Source organism: Rhodopirellula sp. SH410, assembly GCF_055811895.1.
Genome location: NZ_CM147949.1, coordinates 3,330,404 through 3,350,902, shown reverse-complemented (window position 1 = coordinate 3,350,902; position 20,499 = coordinate 3,330,404). Strand labels below are relative to the sequence as shown.

The following is a 20,499-nucleotide window of genomic DNA, read 5'->3' as shown; positions in this document are numbered from 1 at the left end:
GACGACCAGACCCAATTGTCCCGTCTTCCCTCTCCCAACGCTTCGTGGGGGAAAGGCGAGGCTGGGACGTTTTTGCTTCCCTTGGAATAGAAATGCAAGGCAGGACAATAGCGTCAACCCTAACGATTTAGCGGGCCAGGATGAGCCCTCATTCCATACGAAAGCTTCTGCACAGAAACTTAGACCGAAACTCTTTCCCAAAACGGCACGGTCCGCCAGAAGTAACATCATGAAGATTTTGATCACAACGATTGGCACACGAGGTGATGTTCAACCCTATGTCGCATTAGGGCGATCGTTAGCCGAATCCGGTCATGAGATCACCATTTGCACCTGTGCGCATTTCGAATCGTTTGTTAGGAACAATGGGCTCGGGTATGCCTACGTCAATGACGACATCATTGAGTTCATGCACACTCCCGAGGGAAAGATTCTCATGGAGACCGGGGGAAGTCTATGGAAAACGCTTACCACCGTCGTCCGGATGCTTCCAAAGTTTGGCGATCTCCAAGAACGACAGATCGCAGATGTCTGGATGGCATGTAAAGCGACAGCCCCAGACCTCATTCTCTACCATCCAAAGGCTATCGGAGCTCCGGACTTTGCCGAAAAACTAGGGGTGCCCTGCATGTTGGCGTTCTATCTCCCGATGTTCGTGGGAACACGTGCATTTCCGGCAATGGGATTTCCATCTCTGCCATTGGGACCTTGGTATCGTCGACTGACTTATCAAGTCATTCGAGGAGTGTTATTAGTGACGGCCAAGAGAGTTCGAAAGTGGCGTGTGATGAATGGACTGGGTCCCTCCAGCCCCGGACTCAGGATGCAGTTGCCCGATGGGCGTCCCATCCCGGCCTTGCATGGATTCAGCCGACACATCATCCCGCGACCGGACGATTGGCGCAAGAACGCGACGGTGACTGGATTCTGGTTTCTCGATAGAGTTGAGGACTGGGAACCTCCGTCTACCTTGAGCGAGTTCCTTTCCCGCGGCGAACCACCGGTATACTTTGGATTCGGCAGCATCTTTGGCCATGATCCCGACCGGATAACACAACTGATTCTGGATGCGGTTCGGCGCACCGGAGTGCGGGCGATCATCGCCCGCGGCTGGGGTGGCTTGGAGCCGGTCGATGAGACACAACCTGACTCGATCCTATTCATCGACTCTGCTCCCCATGACTGGCTCTTTTCGCGGGTTGCTGCAGTGGTCCATCACGGCGGATGCGGCACGACATCTGCCGGGCTGCTGGCGGGCAAACCGAGTGTTATCTGCCCGTTCTTCGGAGACCAACCCTTCTGGGGACGACACGTCGAACGCCTAGGAGTCGGACCAACTCCCATTCCACAGAAGGATCTGACCGTTGAACGTCTCTGTTCCGCCATCGATATCGCTGTCAATGACTCGACGATGCGAGACAAAGCCGCTGAGCTGGGCAGGCGTCTTCGCGAGGAACGGGGCACGGCGAATGCAGTCGCGTTCATCACTCAATGGATGGATCGCCAATGACGCCAATGACGCCAATATCGCCGTGAGCCGTGAGCCGTGAGCCGTGAGCCGTGAGCCGTGAGCATTTAGCCGTCGGGGTATATTCCATATACTTCAATAGGGTTTCGCCGATCCGAATGATGTTGAGTCATGCGTCTGCAATTCTCGCTCGAAATGGGGACGCGTCTTTGCTCTCGTTCGACCGGTGTCAACTGGTACCGAATCGCTGGTACGACCCGGCCCAGCCTGGGAAAGATCCATGCATGACTGATTTCTTGCGGTCATTCAGTGGGATGCATACAATGCGACGCCCTACCCGCTATCATCCGGTCGGTGAACGCTACGTTTACGATGGCCGATTCACAATTGCTTTCGGACAGGATGACGACCCTCTCGATGTCACCTGCTGGCGTGCCAAACGGAATGCACGACCCGCCGAACCCAGCATCACTCCTTTCTTCTCCATCTAAAACCGGACGACTCATGGCCAGCGGCCTCCTTTTATTGCTCGACGACATCGCAACGGTCCTGGACGATGTTTCGGTGATGACCAAGATCGCTGCCAAGAAGACTGCTGGGATTCTCGGCGATGACCTCGCACTCAACGCTCAGCAAGTCACCGGTGTGAAAGCCAACCGTGAACTGCCGGTGGTCTGGGCAGTCGCGAAGGGGTCACTGCTCAACAAAGCGATCTTGGTTCCAGCAGCCCTGATGCTGAGTCATTTCGTCCCTTGGACGATTGGCCCGCTGATGATCTGTGGTGGAACCTATCTGTGCTTCGAAGGATGTGAAAAGATCGCCCACAAGTGGTTCCATCCTCGCGATGCCGAGGAACATCAACATGAGCACGAAGTACATGTCGCTGACGAAAACATCGATCTCGTCGCGATGGAGAAATCGAAGGTTCGTGGTGCGATTGGAACGGACTTTATCCTCTCGGCTGAAATTGTTGTGATCACCCTTGGATCCGTCAGCGCCGCGACCTTTTCAACTCAGCTAACCGTCCTGATCGCAATCAGTCTATTGATGACCGTTGGTGTGTATGGCTTGGTCGCCGGCATCGTGAAGCTCGACGATGCAGGCATGTGGTTGATCGAGACGCCCGAAGATCGCTCCCTCACGAGCCTTCGTCAATCGATCGGTCACGGTATCATTGCCGCCGCTCCCTACCTCATGCGTTTTTTATCGATCGCCGGAACCGCGGCAATGTTCCTCGTCGGCGGCGGCATCTTAACTCACGGGATCCCGTTCTTACATCACCAGATCGAACATCTCGGCACACGCCTCGCCGAGATCGATACCATCGGCGGCCCACTGGCCTGGGGTTCAGGCTTGCTCTCCAACGCGATCGTCGGGATGATTGCCGGTACGATCGTATTGATCGTGGTTGAATTCGCAAAATCCGGCTATCGAAAATTGGTTGCTTGAACAGGAGGTTCGGGACAGGCAATGAACAGGGTTCTTCACGGAATTTAGTGGCACGCTACCGATTGCCCAGACCGATCCAACGTGGTGGATTTCCGAAGGCACGTACTGCTGCGTCCAGCAATTCTGCGATTCATCCTGGAATCGCATACAATCCACGTGCCGGAAATGACGGACTCAAACTCTGCGGGAACGCTGGCTTGGGAAGGGATTATCCAGTCGACAGCGAGCCAGTGGTGCGGTCACCCCTCGGCGACCTTGCGTTTGCCGAGCGTTCCTTTTTGCTCACTGGACGTAGGAGCCCATGCCTTCGAAAATCCCGTATCCTGAATGACAGCCACTCAATTCCGAGAAGAACCACGAATAGTAGACTTCGATCGAGAATTGCATACCATTGCCAATGGGTTCGTTGCTCAAAACCATGACGCTGAGAAACTCGCACGCGGGAGTAGCAAGATGGCAGTAAACCACGCTGACGGTACGATGTTCGTATCGGTTCCGATGTACCCGATCATTGCTTCCTACGCAGCGTTTGTTTCAGATGCCCGATGGTTAACGCCCGTGTTCTTGGTGACTGGACTCGCGTTCGGATTGTGTATCGTGACGGCGTCAAGATTCATGCTCTATCGCGGAATGAAGCGTTTTTTCGATTCGCAAATGATGCGAAATGAGAATGGCTGGCCTGCGTTGATCGCGGGCCCTCCGCTATTGTTGGCTTTCATTGCGTTCCCTTATGCGACGACGGGGTTCGGATTCTTTGTCACCTATGCTTGTAGTGTTTGGATAGCAAACGCTTTAAGCACCTGAGCAGAAGTTTCCGTTTTGAATTAGCCGATGGGCGCTAGCCCCGGTTCTCGAAACGCTCCGCGTTTCACGCGGTAACCGGGGCCAGCGCCCATCGGGTAATCTCGGGGTTCTATCTCAGAACTTATGCGCATGTGCGAGTCCGTAAAGCTCCTATGCATGAAGTTCTCATGGAAGCGTCACTTCAATGCATATGTGAAAGAACGCCACAGAGCGATGTCGTGTTCCCGGTACTGCGTCCGACAGTAGCCGTTCACCGGTCGGATTGAAGGTTCGTGCCCTTTTGCGATTGAGTCGTCATCCTCAGGAAGCGGCAAAGAAGCTGACTCGCCGGCAAAGTCAACTTCCTTCGCCTCGATCCAGTCCTGAACCGCATTTGGGTTCTATAGGCGACAGGTTTCCGCAACCGTCAACATGCGTTCAACGAACACGACTGCTTCGACGATCGGTTGGAGTTTCAACTCTCAGAACTCGAGTTCGCACGGAGGGATCTGTATTCAACCGGATGGCTGTCGAGGGTCATGTCATGAAGGCTGTCGTCGTTTGATGTACAATGCTCTGACCACCGACCCACCACTCACACAGCCATGCACACTCGAAGTCTAGGCATTCCGATGAAACAGCCATTCCACCCTACTCGACGTCAGTTCCTGTCAACTTCGGTCGCTGCCGGAGTCGTGCCGATGATTCTGCCTTCGCATGTGCTCGGCCGTGCAGGCGCCGTCGCCCCGAGCAACAAAGTGACATTGGGTGTGATTGGCGTTGGTCCGCGTTGCACCTATGACCTTTCAGCGATGCTCAAATTCAAAGACGTGCAAGCGGTGGCCATCGCGGATGTGCAAGCGAGTCGACGTGTGGCGGGTAAGCAGTTGGTTGACAACCACTATGCGAACTCCGACTGCGCCGTCTATCGAGATTTCCGCGAACTGCTTGACCGAAAGGACATTGATGCGGTTTTGATTGCAACAGGTGATCGCTGGCATGCGACCGCTTCCATGATGGCTGCTCAAGCAGGCAAAGATGTCTACAGCGAAAAGCCCTGCGGATTGACGATTGAACTGTGTCAGCAACTCGCCGACACCATGCAACAGACCGAACGCGTCTTTCAGGCAGGGACACAGCGGCGAAGTGTTCCAAATTTTGAACAAGCCGTTCGCTTGGTGCATCAAGGCAAGATTGGAAAACTGCACACCATGTATGCGTCGGTCTACATGCCCACGCTTGGCAACGCATGGCTTCCCGGCGAAGCGACGCCACCGCGTGAGGTAGTCGATTGGAACTTGTGGCTTGGGCCCGCTCCGTGGCGTCCGTACAACAGCAAGTACGTATCGGGCGGGTGGCGTGGCTATTACGATTTCGATTCGGGCGCACGACTGCTCGATTGGGGGGCGCATACGGTCGACCTATGCCAATGGGCCAATCATGCCGATCAGACGGCACCCGTCACGTACGAGCCGTCTGAAAAGGGGATTACTTGCATGTACGAAAACGGAGTCAAGTTAGTCCTCGACTTTTTGGCTACGCCGTTTGGTGATCGCGCCCCGAACTGGAACACCAGACTGGGTACTTGTCCAGTCAAGTTTGTTGGCGATGAAGGATCGATCGAGACCGGCGACAGCGGAGGTACGGATGTTTCCTCTCCGACGCTCAAACGTGAGTTGCAAGCCGCTGCCGCGAAAGTGGTGGGGCTCGATGTATCAGCCCATTCGCGGAATTTCTTTGACTGCGTCAAGACGCGAAACCTGCCTGTCGCCAACGCAGAGGTGATGCGAAATTCACATGTTGCATGTCATGCCGCTGCGATGTCATGGATCCTAAATCGCAAGCTGACATTCGATCCCGCCACGCAGTCCTTCCTGGATGATGATGAGGCGAATGGGCTTCGCTCTCGCCCTGCGAGAAAATGGGCTGGTGCTTAGGCAGGGGAGCCGTGACGAGGGAGTGGGTGTCGGCTGTTGATTTATTTTGGTCCCTCCGACGGACGGGTGCGTCGGAGTACAGTGGGAAGGTTTTTCGGCGCAAGACTCGGGTATCCGCTGATCTTGCAAAATTCGTCCCCGGACGGACTCAATCACCCCAACTGGGTGGCCGCACTGGAGCGTTACCGGCATGTTGTTTTTTGTGAGCCGAGTTGCGTGACTCGCGTTCACCCGATGCCTCACGGCATTCGGTTCACGATTGCCGGTCGAAGTTCAACTCAACCAACGCCCTGTTCCTTTGACCAGTTCATCAGATAGACCGAGTCCGCAAATGATTTCGGACCGCTCGACGCCTCGATTTCGCGTTTGCCTTGGTGCTAAGGATCGAGTGGAAAGTATGTGGCCGAACGCTCCGCGGTCGGAATGATCGACCGCGGAGCGTTCGACCACAATTCAGGATGAAGAGGGCGTTGTTAGCAGGCGTTGGACGAGTGCGTCGACATGCTGCCTGAGTACTGGCAAAGCCTCGTCCGCGGTAGCGAAATCCAGATCATGGATTTCCCAGTATTCGATCTGATGTTCCCAGTTTGGGAAATTCAGATTCATCAGCGAGCGATGTTCCGTTTCTTTCACGGCGATCGTCAAGTCGGCGGTCGCAAGGTCCGCTTCACTCACTGGCTGTGGGTCTCGCATCGGCCCGGTAGCGATACCCAACAGATCACACTCTTGCTGAGTGAAATGCGACAGTGGGCCAACGTTTCCAGGTGAGATCCGAAGCCCCCGGGAGTCGACACTCCAGTCTAAACCGTGTTGGATTGCGAGATGGCGAAAGTACATCTCCGCAAACCTAGAACGGTAATAGTTGCCGGTGCAAAGGAACAAGAGTTTCTTCATGATTCGTTTTATTGCTCGTTAACTTGTTAACCGTTGTGCGATGGTTTTGCTCGCAACAGCGACTTGCCAACGAAGAGTTTGTCCCCCGTCCGTTGTGTCAGTCAATGGGTGACTACCGCTATACACGCCCCGGCACCGGAAACACTTGCTGAGGTGATCAAGCAAGCCACCGCATGACTGGCGGACGATTCGGCCGGCGGGTTTGTCGCGACTCTCGTGGCTGAATGGGATGATGGGCCACCCCACGAGTCCCTCCGTTTGAAATGACGCAAGGGAGTTCTCGCAAACCGACGCCCGATCAAAAGATGCGGAAACAACGAATTCCCGTACTCGGAACGTGACAAATTGCACGTCCAATCGCCCTTGTAAAGTGAGAGACGAGGCTCACTCGCCATCAACCATTCACTCAACTGGAGCCGATCCATGAGACGCCGCACGACACGCCGCCTACGCGGCATCGAACAACTAGAAAACCGCCGAGTTCTCGCCGCAGCGATCTCTGTCGTCGACGGATCATTGTTCGTCGAAGGTGACGCTGCAGGCGAGATCGCGATCGTCGACCTCGGCGATGGTACGTTGCAAGTCACCGAATCGGGGGCAGGGGAGGGCGGCGGCGACTTCGTGCAGGTCGTCGAGGGCGTTGATGATGATATCGTTATCAACTTGGATACCAGCGGCGCGGATGCCAACGATATTGTCTCCATTGACTTGTCGGCCAATACGGTTGCCGTGGATTCCATTTTTGCGGCGTTGGGTGGCGGCGATAATTCAATCAGCCTCGACGGTGGCATCATCAGCGGAAGCCTTGTCGTTGACGCCGCAGGTGGCAACGACAGCGTTTACGTCGCTGCCGACGCCACCATCCAAGAGAATCTCGAACTCTCACTCGGTGATGGCGACAACACAATCGCCGTCGACGGTGATATTGGCAATAACGTCGCGATCATCAATGGAGATGGCGACGACACCGTAGCGTTTGGTGAGGAATCTGTCGTGTCCGGCGGCGTTCGGGTCGGTCTCGGTGACGGACAGAATTCGGTAGGTATCGCCGCTGAAATCGCGAGGGATTTGAACCTACAAGCCGGGGTCGATGACGATACCGTGAGCATCCTCGCCGAGGCCATCGTGGTCGGAAACGTATCAGCATCACTGGGCGATGGCGACAACACGCTAACGGTTGACGGAACCATCGAAGGCGAACTATCAGAACGATCCGACCTGCGTACTTCCGACGAGGAGGAGGCTGATCGTCAGAATCACCATCCGAGTGAAAATTCACTGTCTGAAATTGTGGTGGAACACTCCGCGGTCGACCACTCCGACCGCGGAGCGTTCGGCCACTTATTTTCCGCTCGTTCCCTAGACGGTGACACGCTGGAGCAAACCGGACTAAATGCCTTCGCCGGAGAAGGCATTGCGGTCGCTGATCGAACGGAACCATCATCGCCGAGAGAACAACGTGAGGACGGCCAAGAGAGGACTGTTCAAACCTAAGTTCGACGCAACGAAATATCGACCGTAGCGGAACTCGTCAGCTCCTCTGCCCACTCGCCCCATTTTCACAAGAACGGTGTCCTGATGAAGAATCGCCTTTTTTCCCTAACGATTGTCGTAGCGTTCTGTTTCGTTGCAACCGCTTTCGCACAACCGCCTCGGGGTGGGCGTGGCGGCCCACCACCGGGTATGAATCAAACGAACCTCAACAACCTAGAAAACGTTGGAAACCAATTCGGCAATCAAGCGGCGCAGATTGAGAAGGGCATCCAAACCATGCCGACGATCGAACAGCTTGCCCAGATGATGATCGCCAACTTCGACGCTGACGCCAATAGCGAATTGAACCAAGCCGAGTTGCAGAGAGCGCTCACAGCGCTGCGTCAAATGATGCAGAACCAAGCGGGCGGTTAGCAGCCGGCTGATTCGGTCGAAGTTCGAGCGGCAATCGTGAGCCGAATGCCGTCAGGCATCGGGTGACGCCAGTCACCTGGAGGCTGACGCGAATCGGCTCATGACATCAACACGCCGATAGGGGCAAGCTGCCCCCGCAGCTGAACGGCCGTTGATACCAACAGCACGCATTTCCTAACGGAATTCAGAACTTCCCAGGGCGTTCCACCCCCGTACGAGCGAAGGCACCCGCAGGTAACGGGCTTGGCGAACGCACGCAGGGCGGGGTGTCGACAACGTGCGTCGCTGTACTGCCTGGACGCTATCCCCACCGATTCTGTTGACAGACATGGACACAAGATTGCCACAAGTTTTTCTGTGGCGAGCAAGTTTTTTGAGATTTTGTGTGACATCGAGTGGGCAGAAACACCCTGTCAGTTCAGGCCCCGTTGGTTCTAACCAATTCACAGTCGTCACCTATTCGCAGGAAGCACGCCGATGTCACTGTTCCGCAGCATTCACAACCGAGAACGTTCGATCAAACCTCGCCGATTGTCGGCCGAACCACTGGAGGCTCGCCGGGTGCTGGCGGCTAGTTTAGGGTGGGATGGCCCGGGTTTGGGGGGTGCGGAGTTATCCTATTACGTTGCCAATTCGCCGGACTCGCTTTCCTTGGCCGAAACCACAGCGGCGATCGAAACGGCGTTGGCGGCTTGGTCCAGTGCCGCGGACATTACCTTCACGCCAACCAATCAGGCCGGGCTGCGGGATTCGATCGACATCGCATTTACTAACATTGACGGCGTCGGTGGAACGCTCGCTCGAGCCTACTTTCCTGATGATGTGAATTCAGCTCGCATCGCAGGCGACATTCAGTTCGATATCTCGGATGCCTGGGAAGTCGGGAATTCGGCGGGCAATCGGGCGTTCGATCTCGTCTACGTGGCGGTTCACGAAATCGGGCACTCGCTCGGACTCGATCACACCGGCGTGCTCAGCAGCGTGCTAACTCCGTCTGTTTCGGCCAGTCAATCGTTCAGCAGTCTAGAGGCGGTCGACGTAGCAGCGATCCAAGGCCTGTACGCGCCCGCCGATCCTGCCGCGACCATCGAGACACCCGTTGATGTAGCACCGGCCAATGAGATCCCCACTGATGAAGCACCCGTTGATGTGGCCCCAACCGACGTTGTTGACGAATCCGTTGATCCCGTCGATGGCGTGGATGATCCTGAAACACCGGTTGATGAAGTCAATGAATCAGACGAGGAAGACTGTCAAGACGACGGTCAACACCCTGCGGGCATCTTGAACGTCGGCTTGTTGCACCGAGACGCGGAGATCTTTATCACGAGGTTTGATACCGACGAGGATGCCGCCCTGTCCGAAGACGAAGTGTCAGTGCGATTGTGGGCCATGTTGACTGAGATGGAGGTCGATACGGATGCGGACGGTTTGGTCACGCTGGCGGAACTCGACGCAGCTTCCACGACCGCGCGCCACGAAGCGTTCGACGAGATGGACGCGGACAGTGATGGTTTGCTGGTCGAGAGCGAAGTCAGCGATCGATTCTGGAACCAGCTTTCTGCGGCCGACGCCGATGCGACCATTTCGTTCGACGAGTTCGATGCCTTTCTGACCGAACACCGGACCGGACACCGGACCGAACACCGGACCGAAATGACGGGGCGGGGCGGCCGGCAACACCATCATCGAGCGTCAGACGCCGTATTCACGTCGATCGGACGAGGCGGAAACTTAGAGTTCAGCCGCAGCCGCCGGTAGTGACTCTGCCTTGATGAGGTTTGCTTCATTCGCGGTGTTCAGCTCATTCTCGGCGGCCCACCGCTGCGTTGGCCGCTGGCATTGCACAAACGGATGCTGGCGTGTGGCACCACAGCCGGCCCCGGCATGACACACTTCGGCAGTCGAAAACAGCTCATCGAACGGCTGTAATCGAAAATTGCTCGAGAAAGCATGCGTGGCGGATGCGACGTTATTAGTTGGACATGCCGCCGTCAGCGCGAAGATGCTGACCAGTGATCCACTTGGCCCCGTCGCTGGCGAGAAATGAAACCACCGAGGCAATGTCTCCTGGAGTCCCCAGTCGATTGAAGGCGGACAGTTTCCTGAATTCGTTGGCACGCTCCTCATCGCTGGCGTCGAACATCCCCGGTGATGTTGCTCCGGGACGGACACTGTTGATCGTGATTCCACGCTCACCGAGTTCCCCGGACATCGAGACCAGCATTGCATCGATCGCGGCTTTGGTGGCTGAGTAGACGCCCGTGCCCCTGCGTGGTCGTTCCGCCAGTTGTGATGAGGTAAAGATGATTCGCCCGTTGTCTCGAACCGTTCGTGCGGCCTCGCGCAAGGTGAGGAACGCACCTCGAAGATTAACGGACATGAGCGCATCAAAATCCGACAACGCAAAATCGGCAATCACCCCGCCATGGAATGTACCTGCATTGGCGACCACGACATCGACGCCACCGTAGCGTGTACCAACCGTGGAAAAGAGGCTGGCGACTTCCGTTTCGTCGCTGATGTTCGCCGGTGCGATCGTGGCTTCCCCGCCCGCACTTTCAATCTCCGCGCACACAGCGATGGCGGCGTCTTCGCGGGAGCCGAAGTGAATGACGACATTGAACCCGTCTGCGGCGAGCTGTCGACAAATTTCGCTACCGATTCCACCCGAACCACCGGTAACGATTGCAGTTTTTTTCTCACTCATAGCCATCTCGAATGTGATTGCCTATCGCGGTGATCTTAGTTGTGTCCCGTCGAATGATTGCGTCATGGTAGGCTGAACGACTGTCTTCCTGCACCCGTCAACGGTGTCAACCACGAATTCGCGTAGCGGTGAATTCTCTCCGTTGGCTGTTACTGCGATGCATCGGGGCGATGGGTGCGGGTAACACCTGCCGGTTGGATTTCGGAGGTTTGACTGGACGGTTGACTACGATTGCGGTCGTTAGACGGCTGGCTCGGACCAGAGCGACCGCCGCGTCGGGGGCGTCGATGCAACTGATCTCGATCTAGCTGCCGCATCTCGCCGGTCGTGGGATTTTCCTCTGTCACAAAATCCATCACTTGTTCGATTTCCTCAGCGGTCGGCGGCGTGGGGCGGTACCGCGCCATCGCCCGTCCTTTGCGGTCACGCTTGACGGTGATGCCTTCCTGATTGGCAATCGCTGGAGCTTCCGTTTCAGAAACCATTTCCCACCGGGGGCCGAAGTGATAGACGGCGTAATACATCATCTTGGCTTGGGTATCTTCGACGCCACCGCTGCGGCAAGCCTGGTAGAACATTTCGTGGACGTCCGCCCACGGTTCCGTCATCTCGTCGCAGTAGACATCGTGGACCACCGAAGCGTTGCGATATTTCCCCTCAAAGGGGCCGCCGATCAATGACCAAAACGCCGACGGAATGGACGCTCCGTCGATCACCGACCCTGTTGGTGCGTCCCAGCGTTTGCTGGTGGAGTCGATGAAGCTAATCGGCTGAATCAAGGTCATTTCGCGACCATCGGTGCCCCATTGGGCAACCACTTCGCCCTCGAATTTCCCAAGATCAGTCACCGCAGGAGTCATACTTTGATTGCATCCCGCGAAAAGCATGACTGCGACACAGACAGAGGGCAGTTTCATACGTGGCATCCTTTTCCTCGTAATTGATTGTTGAAAATCTTACGGAACCGTATGTTCCTCCAGAAGATGCGAAATCGGGCGATAAAAGGGGCCATCGAAAACGCGAGAAATTTGGAGATCCAGCAGAATCAGTGGGCAAAACGAGCTGAGCAATCCAACCGGGAGAAAAGCATTCTCACTGGCGGCGCTAACATCCCAATCGTGCGACGGTTGATGGCGTCGGAGTTCGACCGGCAATGGTGAGCCGAATGCCATACGAAAGCGGTTAACGCGAGCCCCCCGGCCGCTCTCGCGACTCGGCTCATGAAACCAACACGCCGCTAGCAGTCCGGTCCGACGGTAGCGGCATCGTTTCCTGCTATAGTGTGGTGCCCCCTCAATTCGACCCCGAGGAACATCGAGTGCGTCGCCCCACCTTTCTCTACTGTTTCATCGTCCTGACTTTGCTGTGGGACGCGCCGGCGATCGATGCCACCGAACCAGACAGCCCCCCAGACGAAACGCTGACGTTGTTCCCCCGGTTACTGGCACCGGCCCTGGTGGAAAAATGTGTCCGCTGCCATCGCCCGGACAACCTCCAAGGCGGATTGGACATCACCACGCGTGATGGGATGCTGGTCGGCGGTGACAGTGGCCCCGGCTTGGTTCCCGGAGATGCCGATGAAAGTCCGATCTATGGGCGGGCCCTGCCGCACAACGGGCAGGTTCCGGAAATGCCCGAAGAAGGCGATCCGTTAACGGCACAGGAGTCCGCGGCGCTGCGGCAGTGGATTTCGGCCGACGCACCCTGGCCGAAAAATTTCGTTTTGAAGGAGGCCGCCAAGGCAGATGCCGGTTTCTGGTCCCTGCAGCCCGTTGGCAACGTCGACATCCCCGTTGCCTCGCATGCCCCGCCGCCGTGGCAAGTCAATCCGATCGACCGGTTCATCTTTGACAAACTCGAGCAGCACCACCTCTCGCCGGCGGCCGCGACGGCCCCGGCCCCATTCATTCGCCGGCTGAGTTTTGATTTACTGGGACTGCCACCCTCTCCGCAGCAGGTTGCCGACTTTCAACAAGACTGCCAACAATCCGCGACCGCCGCACAGCCTCACGTGCCCGATGCAGCCGCCCAACGACTGATTGACCGTTTGTTAGCTCGTCCCCAATTTGGCGAACGCTGGGCACGGCACTGGCTCGATATCGCTCACTATGCCGACACCCACGGATTTGAACGCGACCGGCGACGTGACCAGGCCTGGCCCTATCGTGATTACGTCATTCGCAGTTTGAACGAAGACAAACCCTACGACCAGTTTTTACGCGAACAGATTGCTGGCGATGTGCTCGCCCCCGACGATCCCGATGCCGTCACGGCGACCGGTTTTCTAGCCGCCGGACCATGGGACTACGTCGGACACGTCGAAACCAAGAGTTCGATGCTGCGGCGTGCCGCACGTTCACTCGACCTGGACGATATGGTGACCCAGGTGCTGGCGGCCACCGTTGGCATGACCATCAATTGCGCTCGTTGCCACGATCATAAACTGGATCCGATCACTCAGTCTGAATACTTCGAACTGACCGCCGTATTTGCCGGCTTGCGACGCGATGATCGCGATGTCAGCGTGACCGCCCGCCAGGACTACGAGCACAACCGCGCCCGCGTCCAACAACAACTCGATGACGTTGCCGCCAGCCTTGCCAGACTGAACGCTCAAGCCATCGATTTGGCTGATATCGTCGGTGGTGGCGATGGGTATGGAGCGGGGAAAAAGGGGGCCGGGATCGATGCCCGCAGCGGCCAGATTCAAGTCTCGCCGCTCACCAATCTCGACAACGTTCAACCAGGCTACTTTGCCGCTTGTGATCTGGCGTTGGTGGACGGCGTCTTTATTCCCGCGGCCTCACAAACCCAAATCAGCTCCACAGGACTGACCGCGACAGGCCTGCCTCAGCACGGCGAGAACGCCTGGGATTCGATTCGCAACGGTCCGGTCACCAGCCAGTTTTCAACCCAGTGGGGCGATGTCGACTATGCCACGGCCGGACATTCCCTGCTGGGCCTGCACGCCAACGCTGGGATCACGTTTGACCTCGAGGCCATTCGAAACACGCATGCGGTGGTCGCCCCGCTACGGTTTTCTACCATCGTTGGATACGGCGGCCGGACGGTCCAACCGAGTGCCGAATTCTGGGTCTTGCTCGATGGGGAACTGAAATCAACGGGCAAGCTCGGTCGTCAGGATACCGTGTCGATCGCACTGGAAATCCCTGACTCGACCCATTTCTTGACGCTCATCTCCACCGATGGCGGCAATGGATACGGTCACGATCAAATTTCATTTGGCGATCCCCGGCTGTCCGAAGCCCAACCCAGGTCAGCAACGCAGGAAACGCGTGATGCAATCGCGGAACTGGAAACGGTCCAGCAACAACTTCAGCAGGAACAAAACGCCCTCGAGCCGCCGCAGGTGTTCTTTGGCGTGGTTGCGGCGCCCCCGCCGGCCACCCACATCCTGATCCGCGGCAATCCCGAAACACCCGGTGCAGAGGTCACGCCGGGAACGCTGCGTCTCGGCGGTGCGGCCGTCAACTTTGGCGCAGCCGACATGCCCGAGAGCGAGCGGCGGATTGCCTTGGCCGATTGGATCACCGATCCCCACAACCCGCTTACCGCTCGCGTCATCGTCAACCGCTTGTGGCACCACCACTTTGGACGCGGCATCGTCGGCACGCCGAGCGACTTTGGCTACGGTGGCGAGCGTCCCTCCCACCCCGAACTGCTCGATTGGCTGGCTGCGGAATTGATCCGTGCCGATTGGAGCCTGAAACACATCCATCGCTTGATCGTCAGCTCGCAAACGTATCGCATGACCAGTCGCTCGAGCGATCCGGCGGCGATGCATGTCGATAGCGACAACCACTTGCTGTGGCGGATGAATGCCCGCCGATTGGAAGCCGAAGCGATTCGGGACTCGGTCCTTGTCGTCGCCGATAAACTGAACCCGCAGATGTACGGACCGGGATACCGCGACTTCGACTACCAAGACGCCTACGCCCCGATCTACACCTACACGACCGCCGACACACCCGAAGTGTGGCGCCGCAGCATCTATCGTTTCATCGTACGCACAACGCCGCAACCATTTTTATCGACCTTGGATTGTCCCGATCCGGCGACCCTCACGCCCAGCCGCAACGTCACCACCACCGCCCTGCAGTCACTCGCGCTGTTCAACAACGATTTCATGCTGCGGCAGTCGCAGTACTTTGCTCAGCGATTGGCCGACGAGGCCGCGATGGTCGACGAGCAGATCGACCTTGCCTTCCAACTCGTATTCGCTCGCGCGGGACACCCCGATGAGCTCGCCGCCGCCCGCCGGTTGGTCGACAAACAAGGATTGAGCCATCTCTGCCGCGTGTTGTTGAACACCAACGAGTTCGTGAATATTGATTAGCCGAAGCCCTTCCCCGTCGCATCTTTCGCCCGCAGGCGGACCGCCCCAATGAACCCACACAACTCTCCCGCTGCCTCGCACCGCGTCGCTCCCCAACTCGGTCGCCGACAATTGCTATCCGCCGCTGCGGGTGGCTTCGGCTGGCTGGCGGCCCGCGCGATGCTGCACGACGAAGCTCATGGGGCCGATGCGGCGGCTCTGCCGGCGGTGCATCATCCGCCGCCGGCCAAAGCAGTGATCCAAATATTTTGCCCTGGCGGAATGAGTCAAATTGACACGTTTGACCACAAACCCGAGCTGACCAAACGAGCGGGCACGCCCTTCGACGCCGATGGCAAACTGGAATTCTTCGCATCAAAACCCGGCAATTGCCAACCCAGTTTTTGGAAGTTCCGGCAGCACGGGCAATCCGGATTGTGGGTATCCGACCTGCTGCCCAAACTGGCGACCTGTGTAGACGATATCGCATTCCTGTATTCGATGCAGAGTAAAACGGCGTTGCACGGACCCGGCTGTTTCATGATGAATACTGGATTCACCTTGCCCGGATTCCCCAGCATGGGATCCTGGGTGACGTATGGGTTGGGCTGCGAGAGCGAAAACCTACCTGCCTTCGTCGTCCTGCCCGACAGCCGCGGGTTGCCGCCCGGCGGAACCATTAACTGGGGCTCCGGGTTCCTGCCCGCCATGCATCAAGCCACCACGTTTCGGACGCAAGCCGGCCAGCAACCGATCGAAGACCTGTTTCCGCCCAGCCACTTTGCCGACACAGGACCGGCTGCCGACCAAGCCGACCTGGAACTGCTGCAGATGCTCAATCGTCGACACCTGCAAGACCATCCCGGCAACAGCGAATTGGAAGCCCGTATTTCCGCGTACGAAATGGCCGCCCGGCTGCAACTAAGTGCCCCTGAGGTCACCGATTTGGCACAGGAGTCCGCCGCCACACAAGCGATGTACGGTCTCGATGACGAAGACATCGGTACGTTTGGCAGGCAATGCCTGCTGGCTCGGCGGTTGGTCGAACAGGGCGTGCGTTTTGTACAGATCTATTGCGGAGCGGAAAACACCCAAGCCCAAAAAATTCGTCCTAACTGGGACTCGCACGAAGACGTTGTCCGGGACCATGGGTATTGGGGCCGAATCCTCGACACCGGTGCATCGGCACTATTGAACGATCTAAAGGACCGCGGCTTATTGGATCAAACGCTCGTGATGTGCACCACGGAATTCGGTCGCCAGCCCGCCGGTCAAGGGGCTACCGCGAGCGGTCGAGACCATAACGCCGGAGCGTTTACAGCCTGGATGGCGGGCGGTGGCGTCCGGGGCGGTATCGGCTACGGAGCCACCGACGAACTCGGCTACGAAGCCGTCGAGTCCCCGACGTACTGCTACGACCTACACGCCACCGCCCTCCATCTACTGGGCATCGACCACACCGAGTTGACGTACTACCACAACGGCATCCAACGCCGACTAACCGACGTCCACGGCCAAGTAATCCAGCCCCTATTGGCGTAAAAAGGGCCATCCACTTTTCACGGTGACACTAGGCTATCCACGATCGGAGGCAACGCTTCAGTGCCTGTCCCTAATCTCCCTTCAGTGCCTGTCCCCAATCTCCCAATCTCCCAATCTCGCCTTCCGGCGCACGCTTTCGTTGATACGCTCCGACAGAAGATCATGAGTGAGAACCCCGGCCAGATGATTGAGCATGACTGATGAATTCAATCATCGGACTCCCGCATTCTATCGATGGCCACTGCAACCAGGATCACACCGCCTTTAACCACTTGTTGCCAAAAGGGCGAAACATTCAAGAGCACCAGTCCACTGTTTAAGACTCCGATGATCAAGCAGCCGATGACAGTGCCACAAATCGTCCCGCGTCCGCCTGAAAGCGACGTTCCCCCAATGACGACTGCGGCGATGCTGTCCAATTCGTATCCCGCGCCCGCGTTGGGTTGGGCGGAGTCAAGTCGCGAGGTCATTATCAGTCCAGCGACTGCGGATAGCGCTCCGGCGAGTGTGTAAACAATGACTTTGATGCGTTTCACGTTCAGGCCAGACAATCTGGCGGTCTGCTCGTTGCCTCCGACAGCATAGATGTACCGTCCTAGTCGCGTCTTCTTCGTGACCAGAACAAAGACACCGACAAGGCATCCGGCGATCCACACAGGCGTCGGAATGCCCAGCACCGATCGTGTTCCAAGGATCGCGAATCCGTCTCCCAATCCGGTAATCGGAAAGCCTTTCGTCCAAAGCATCGTCATACCGCGGGCGATACTGAGCATGCCAAGAGTCGCAACGAAAGGTGGGATTTTCAACCGGGTGATCAACAGGCCGTTGATCCAACCGAGTGACGAACCCACGATCAATCCAGCAACGATCGCACCCCAGGTAGTGAATTGCAGTTCTACTCCGAGCCAGGGCAGCGGAACTGCCGATTTGATCAACCCCGCAGTGATCGCGCCGGAAAACGCCAGCACCGATCCCACGGAAAGGTCGATGCCGCCGGACAGGATCACCAGGGTCATGCCAATCGACAGACAGACGTTGACGGAGATCTGCCGCATGATGTTCAAGCCGTTTGCCTGAGTCAGAAAGCGATCCGACAACAGACTCATCGCCACGATCATCAGGACCAGGACGAGCAGCGATTGAAAACGGCTTACGTTTTGCCAGAGTTGTTCTTTGTCACGCATGTTCGATTATTGCCAGAGTGATTGTCTTCATTCGTTGGGCTCGTTCCGGGTTGCTGCTCCAGGTACTGCGGCTCGCATCAACACCTCTTCACTCGCGACGGATCTCTCGAATTCGCCAGTCTTGCGGCCTTCGCACATCACCATGATTCGATCAGCAATCCCCAACAGTTCCGGCAACTCCGAAGACACGACGATGATCGCTATTCCCTGTTGTTTCAAGCGATTGATCAAACCATAGATTTCTCGTTTTGCGTTCACATCGATGCCTCGAGTTGGCTCGTCCAGCATCAACACCCCCGGCTTCCTGGAAAGCACTTTTGACAGCACAACCTTCTGCTGATTGCCACCGCTGAGGGCGCGCACGGGCTGCGTGACGTTGGGTGTCCGTATCGAGAACTGAGCGACGAACGACTGGGCGTGATCTCGTTCGCGTCTTCCACTCAGCAATCCAGCGGTCTCCATATCCGAAAGACTCGACAGACTGATGTTCTGTTCCACGCTCATTCCCAGGATCAGTCCCTGGTCCTTGCGGTCTTCGGGAACGAGCCCCAGCCCACTTTGCAATGCCTGTTCAGGTGATGTGAACTGGCAGCTCACGTTGTCGATTGCAATGGTTCCAGTAATCCGGCGGGGATGCAGCCCAAAGATCGCTTCGAGCAACTCCGTACGTCCAGCACCCATCAATCCAAAGATGCCGAACACCTCGCCGCCGCGTACCGAAAACGACACGCCATCAACCAGCAGGCGCGGCGCGTGCTTGCATGACAACGTCAGCGATTCAACTCGCAGACGCTCGGGTTGATCGGCCAAGATCGGTGAATGGACATAGAGATCCTCGAGTTGTCGGCCCACCATCAGGCGCACGATTGAATCCCGATCGGCATCGGCTGTATCCACTGTCTCCACAAGTTGCCCATCACGCAAAACGGTAATCCGGTCGCTGATGGTCAGCAGTTCTTCCAGTTTGTGGGACACGTATACGATGGAAACACCCGAATCTCGCAGCGTCCGGATCAAACGAAACAACGATTCGACTTCCTGGTCGCTGATCGCCGACGTCGGCTCGTCCATGAAGATCACGCGTGCGTTCGAATTGATCGCCTTGGCAATCTCGACGACCTGTTGCTGCCCAACCCGCAACCGATGAACTTCCGTATGGGGATCGATCGTGTCATCCAGATCGGCCAATAACCTGCGGCACTGCTCGTTCTGATCCTGCGAGCGAATGAGCCCGATCCTGGAAAGCAGCTCGCGACCAAGAAAAATGTTTTCTGCAACGGAGAGGTGCGGAACGAGATTCAATTCCTGATGCACCAACGCGATCCCGCAATCCGACGCTTCACGTGGATTGGTGAATTGAACGGGTTCCTCATCCAGCCGGATCACACCTTCGTCAGCGTGATTCGCTCCCGCCAGAATATGCATCAGCGTGGATTTGCCGGCCCCGTTTTCACCGATCAAGCCATGAACTTCGCCTGCTCGCACCGCAAAATCAACTCGGTCGAGCGCTAACACGCCAGGATATCGTTTGACAATCCCCTCGCCCGCCAACACCACATGGCTCTGTGCCACTGGCGGGATCATAGATCGGCTCCAGCAGCGGCATCTTTTTTCAAACGAGAGTTGCCCTCTTCGCTGCCACGAGGCTGAAGTTGGATGGGAATCAAGCACAACGGATCAAGGTCTGACTTGCTGCCAATCTTGGCACAGCCGACGAAATCGACAACCACGCGATGCTTCAGGAGATCACGATTCGATTCGATCACCTCCTGCTCGGCGCGGCGATTCAGTTCCGAGGAGACGGCATTGAAATACTGAGAATTTGCGAAGTCACTGGCCTTCACACCAATCGCTTCACGGACCGTGTTGTCGACAACGACTTTCAAGTCGAGACAGATGCGGCGTGGACTATCCGATACCGTCAGGACAACGCGGTCCTGCTCTACTTTCTCGACGATCCCCTGCCCACGAATACAAAAATACCATGCCCCACCAAGTCCAGCCTGTCGGCCGTATTGGCTCTTCGCTCCAGACGCGTCGGCATCGAAGGCATTCCAGATTTGAGCGACGTCTGTCCCAACGTCGCCCGTTTTCAGTGGTCCGTCCCAAAACTTTCGCACATAGGCGGCTGGATCAGTAGGACCCGATTGACCAGGCGTCCCGGCCCGATCGCTAGCGTCAGACAAACCTCCATCAAACGGTCGGAGATGAAAGAGAGGAAAGAGCCAGCAGGCAAGGCCACCGACAATCAGCAACGAAGCACGTGCCATCAAGCTCGTACGCGACAC

At 57.1% G+C, this 20,499-nt stretch carries 15 protein-coding genes; 9 read left to right on the top strand and 6 right to left on the bottom strand.

What is annotated here, in order from left to right:
* The first annotated feature begins 229 nt into the window (after nt 1–229).
* The 4 genes from SH410x_RS12295 (at nt 230) to SH410x_RS12280 (ending at nt 5,637) form a co-directional block, all read left to right on the top strand.
* Entirely contained in the window at nt 230–1,510 is a 1,281-nt protein-coding gene (locus SH410x_RS12295) for a glycosyltransferase (RefSeq protein ID WP_473676784.1), read from the top strand.
* A 462-nt stretch (nt 1,511–1,972) separates the two neighbouring features.
* Complete coding sequence (locus SH410x_RS12290; protein WP_473676783.1) at nt 1,973–2,917, top strand: DUF808 domain-containing protein; 945 nt, start codon at nt 1,973–1,975, stop codon at nt 2,915–2,917.
* Between the two features lie 327 nt (nt 2,918–3,244).
* Nucleotides 3,245–3,721 carry a hypothetical protein gene (locus SH410x_RS12285; RefSeq protein ID WP_473676782.1) on the top strand — a complete coding sequence of 159 codons (477 nt, stop codon included), beginning with the start codon at nt 3,245–3,247 and terminating at the stop codon, nt 3,719–3,721.
* Nucleotides 3,722–4,332: 611 nt separating this feature from the next.
* The gene (locus SH410x_RS12280; protein ID WP_473676781.1) at nt 4,333–5,637 is read left to right on the top strand and encodes a Gfo/Idh/MocA family protein; all 1,305 of its coding nucleotides are present in this window, start codon (nt 4,333–4,335) and stop codon (nt 5,635–5,637) included.
* A 453-nt stretch (nt 5,638–6,090) separates the two neighbouring features.
* Here the strand turns inward: SH410x_RS12280 and SH410x_RS12275 are convergent, their stop codons facing one another.
* Complete coding sequence (locus tag SH410x_RS12275) at nt 6,091–6,531, bottom strand: arsenate-mycothiol transferase ArsC (protein ID WP_473676780.1); 441 nt, start codon at nt 6,529–6,531, stop codon at nt 6,091–6,093.
* A 423-nt stretch (nt 6,532–6,954) separates the two neighbouring features.
* On the opposite strand from SH410x_RS12275, the gene SH410x_RS12270 reads away from it, so the two are divergent.
* The 3 genes from SH410x_RS12270 (at nt 6,955) to SH410x_RS12260 (ending at nt 10,200) form a co-directional block, all read left to right on the top strand.
* Nucleotides 6,955–8,025: an autotransporter outer membrane beta-barrel domain-containing protein gene (locus SH410x_RS12270; RefSeq protein WP_473676779.1), complete on the top strand. Its 1,071-nt coding sequence runs from the start codon at nt 6,955–6,957 to the stop codon at nt 8,023–8,025.
* Nucleotides 8,026–8,109: 84 nt separating this feature from the next.
* Nucleotides 8,110–8,439, top strand: a complete 330-nt coding sequence (locus SH410x_RS12265; protein WP_473676778.1) for a hypothetical protein — start codon at nt 8,110–8,112, stop codon at nt 8,437–8,439.
* A 477-nt stretch (nt 8,440–8,916) separates the two neighbouring features.
* Nucleotides 8,917–10,200 (top strand): matrixin family metalloprotease, encoded by a 1,284-nt coding sequence (locus SH410x_RS12260; protein WP_473676777.1) that lies wholly within the window; start codon nt 8,917–8,919, stop codon nt 10,198–10,200.
* A gap of 214 nt (nt 10,201–10,414) precedes the next feature.
* On the opposite strand, the gene SH410x_RS12255 is transcribed toward SH410x_RS12260, so the two are convergent.
* Both SH410x_RS12255 and SH410x_RS12250 read right to left on the bottom strand, forming a co-directional pair.
* Nucleotides 10,415–11,149, bottom strand: coding sequence for an SDR family oxidoreductase (locus SH410x_RS12255; RefSeq protein WP_473676776.1), 735 nt, complete (start codon nt 11,147–11,149; stop codon nt 10,415–10,417).
* A 149-nt stretch (nt 11,150–11,298) separates the two neighbouring features.
* A complete protein-coding gene (locus SH410x_RS12250; RefSeq protein WP_473676775.1) occupies nt 11,299–12,066 on the bottom strand; it encodes a DUF1353 domain-containing protein in 768 nt (255 codons plus the stop codon).
* 401 nt (nt 12,067–12,467) lie between these two features.
* Here SH410x_RS12250 and SH410x_RS12245 point away from each other — a divergent pair, with 401 nt between their 5' ends.
* Both SH410x_RS12245 and SH410x_RS12240 read left to right on the top strand, forming a co-directional pair.
* Nucleotides 12,468–15,506, top strand: coding sequence for a DUF1553 domain-containing protein (locus SH410x_RS12245; RefSeq protein WP_473676774.1), 3,039 nt, complete (start codon nt 12,468–12,470; stop codon nt 15,504–15,506).
* Between the two features lie 48 nt (nt 15,507–15,554).
* The gene (locus SH410x_RS12240) at nt 15,555–17,027 is read left to right on the top strand and encodes a DUF1501 domain-containing protein (RefSeq protein WP_473676773.1); all 1,473 of its coding nucleotides are present in this window, start codon (nt 15,555–15,557) and stop codon (nt 17,025–17,027) included.
* 206 nt (nt 17,028–17,233) lie between these two features.
* Here SH410x_RS12240 and SH410x_RS12235 read toward each other — a convergent pair whose 3' ends face one another.
* From SH410x_RS12235 to SH410x_RS12225, 3 genes are read right to left on the bottom strand one after another with little or no spacing between them, the layout of a single operon-like run.
* On the bottom strand, nt 17,234–18,211 hold the full coding sequence (locus tag SH410x_RS12235; protein WP_473676772.1) for an ABC transporter permease: 978 nt from the start codon (nt 18,209–18,211) through the stop codon (nt 17,234–17,236).
* 27 nt (nt 18,212–18,238) lie between these two features.
* Nucleotides 18,239–19,795, bottom strand: a complete 1,557-nt coding sequence (locus SH410x_RS12230; RefSeq protein ID WP_473676771.1) for a sugar ABC transporter ATP-binding protein — start codon at nt 19,793–19,795, stop codon at nt 18,239–18,241.
* On the bottom strand, nt 19,792–20,499 hold the full coding sequence (locus SH410x_RS12225) for a DUF2291 family protein (protein ID WP_473676770.1): 708 nt from the start codon (nt 20,497–20,499) through the stop codon (nt 19,792–19,794). The genes SH410x_RS12230 and SH410x_RS12225 overlap by 4 nt, the downstream gene beginning before the upstream one ends.

Excerpts from the sequence above, each read along its gene's own strand:
- SH410x_RS12295 (WP_473676784.1), top strand. The coding sequence starts at position 230 with ATGAAGATTTTGATCACAACGATTGGCACACGAGGTGATGTTCAACCC.
- SH410x_RS12290 (WP_473676783.1), top strand. The coding sequence starts at position 1,973 with ATGGCCAGCGGCCTCCTTTTATTGCTCGACGACATCGCAACGGTCCTG.
- SH410x_RS12285 (WP_473676782.1), top strand. The coding sequence starts at position 3,245 with ATGACAGCCACTCAATTCCGAGAAGAACCACGAATAGTAGACTTCGAT.
- SH410x_RS12280 (WP_473676781.1), top strand. The coding sequence starts at position 4,333 with ATGAAACAGCCATTCCACCCTACTCGACGTCAGTTCCTGTCAACTTCG.
- SH410x_RS12275 (WP_473676780.1), bottom strand. The coding sequence starts at position 6,531 with ATGAAGAAACTCTTGTTCCTTTGCACCGGCAACTATTACCGTTCTAGG.
- SH410x_RS12270 (WP_473676779.1), top strand. The coding sequence starts at position 6,955 with ATGAGACGCCGCACGACACGCCGCCTACGCGGCATCGAACAACTAGAA.
- SH410x_RS12265 (WP_473676778.1), top strand. The coding sequence starts at position 8,110 with ATGAAGAATCGCCTTTTTTCCCTAACGATTGTCGTAGCGTTCTGTTTC.
- SH410x_RS12260 (WP_473676777.1), top strand. The coding sequence starts at position 8,917 with ATGTCACTGTTCCGCAGCATTCACAACCGAGAACGTTCGATCAAACCT.
- SH410x_RS12255 (WP_473676776.1), bottom strand. The coding sequence starts at position 11,149 with ATGAGTGAGAAAAAAACTGCAATCGTTACCGGTGGTTCGGGTGGAATC.
- SH410x_RS12250 (WP_473676775.1), bottom strand. The coding sequence starts at position 12,066 with ATGAAACTGCCCTCTGTCTGTGTCGCAGTCATGCTTTTCGCGGGATGC.
- SH410x_RS12240 (WP_473676773.1), top strand. The coding sequence starts at position 15,555 with ATGAACCCACACAACTCTCCCGCTGCCTCGCACCGCGTCGCTCCCCAA.
- SH410x_RS12235 (WP_473676772.1), bottom strand. The coding sequence starts at position 18,211 with ATGCGTGACAAAGAACAACTCTGGCAAAACGTAAGCCGTTTTCAATCG.
- SH410x_RS12230 (WP_473676771.1), bottom strand. The coding sequence starts at position 19,795 with ATGATCCCGCCAGTGGCACAGAGCCATGTGGTGTTGGCGGGCGAGGGG.